Annotated in this window: 2 protein-coding genes; one reads left to right on the top strand and one right to left on the bottom strand. The window is 37.7% G+C overall.

Annotated features, from left to right (window positions below; genetic code table 11):
- Positions 1-175 precede the first annotated feature (175 nt).
- Positions 176-532, bottom strand: a complete 357-nt coding sequence (locus tag M3205_RS25005) for a YgzB family protein (RefSeq protein ID WP_251172346.1) — start codon at positions 530-532, stop codon at positions 176-178.
- Between the two features lie 150 nt (positions 533-682).
- Here M3205_RS25005 and M3205_RS25010 point away from each other — a divergent pair, with 150 nt between their 5' ends.
- Positions 683-1,558 carry a nucleotidyltransferase-like protein gene (locus M3205_RS25010; protein ID WP_251172347.1) on the top strand — a complete coding sequence of 292 codons (876 nt, stop codon included), beginning with the start codon at positions 683-685 and terminating at the stop codon, positions 1,556-1,558.
- Positions 1,559-1,871 lie beyond the last annotated feature (313 nt).

Raw genomic sequence — 1,871 nt, forward strand, 5'->3', positions numbered from 1 at the left:
GCGTGACGAGGCTCCATGTCAAGTAAATAAAAAGAATGAAATAACTAAAATAAAACCGAAAGGGAGCCATTTCCAAAAGGAAACAGCTCCGGTTTTTTAATATCTCCACTATATGGGGGCTTGACCAAAAGAAAGCCGGTCATTTTAGAGCTTGGATATGGAAGCAAGAGATAAATCAGCTCTGCTTCGTATTTTTTTTGTTGTATTTTTCATCAAATTCAGCGCCCTCAAGGTTTGGATCAAGCGTTAAAGGTTCATTGCAGTACATGCACATATCAACGCGGCCAAGCATCTTTGTGTGTTTTCCGCAATTCGGGCAAACCACCTGCACGGTTTTTGTTGAAAGCATGCCGATCCAAAAATAAACACCGGTGCTGGCAAGAATGAAGAGCATTCCGAGAAGCATAAATATTGTCATGAGAAGAGCGGAATTTCTGAAGAAGATTCCGAGATACATAACGATAAATCCGATGAAAATTAAACTAAGGGCAAATGTGCGAATCTTATTGATTTTATTTGAGTACTTAGCCATACTGCTCCCTCCTAAAAACTAACTATACCATACTCCTTTTGCTGAAATAAATATTAATATAGAATGGTGTCGAAAAATGTCTCACCTTTAGGAAGGATTTCATTTATAATTGTCGAAGATATACGCTATCAATAAAATGGAGGAATTATGATGGAAGATATTCTCCGTCCTATATACCAGGAACGGGCAAGCCAGACAAACACTCTGGGCGTGATTATGACCGAAAAAATGCAAAAGGCTATTCCTGCTACTGATACATTTGATGCTGTACTGCTGATCCTTGTTGAGGATGCAGATGAATCTGTATTTGTTAAACATTACACATATAAAGATAAAAAAGCGGCTCTTCATATCGTGACAGATAAGCAGCTTCGCGAATGGATTCTGCTGGGGTCTAACCGGAAAATCTTTGATTGGCTCTATAATGGAAAAGTTTTATTTGATCGAAATGAATATATTCATAACCTGAAGGTGGAATTAAGAGAGTTTCCGTTCTATGGGCGAAAATTAAAAATGGGTCTTGAGTTTGCCAAGCTGATCAGACGATATATGGATGGCAAAGCCTTCTTTGAAAATCGCCATTATTTTGATGCCTATAACCATATTGTTCATTCCCTTCATCATCTGGCCAGGCTTGCAGTTATTGAAAATGGATTCCATCCGGAAGTAACTGTCTGGAATCAGGTAAAGCAGATTGAGCCTGAAATCATGAAGCTTTATGAGGAATTGGTGAATAGCCAGGAGCCGCTGGAAAAAAGGCTGGAGCTGCTGTTCCTTGCAAGTGAATTTTTAATTCATTCGAGAACGAAACAAGGAATCAGCCATCTTGCCGATGTGCTTGCAGAGAAAGAAGAATGGTCCATTCATGATATAATGAACCATGATGAACTTCATCTTTATGCGGTTGACTTAAGCATGCTTCTTGAGTATTTGATTGATAAGCATTTCATAGAAGTAGTAAACATAGAAACAAAAGGCCAGGGACTTTATCACAGGTATTACAAACTCAAAAAAAAGTTATCGTAAAAAAACTATAAAAGCTATTGACCTTTATTTAAATCCTTGGTATATTTATATCCGTCGCTGCGATATGAACGAAAAACATTTTCACAGACGACGGATAACTTATAAAAAAGTGTTGACACATAAAATCAACACATGTTATATTAATAAAGTCGCTTCTGGGCGATTAGGTAAAATATAACAAGCGCAATTGATCTTTGAAAACTGAACGAACAATACGTCAACGTTTAAATCATTAGTCTTTTTCGAAAAGACAATCGAGCTATATCAACTCTTATATGGAGAGTTTGATCCTGGCTCAGGACGAACGCTGGCG

Source organism: Cytobacillus firmus (assembly GCF_023715565.1).
Classification (GTDB): domain Bacteria; phylum Bacillota; class Bacilli; order Bacillales; family Cytobacillaceae; genus Cytobacillus; species Cytobacillus firmus_C.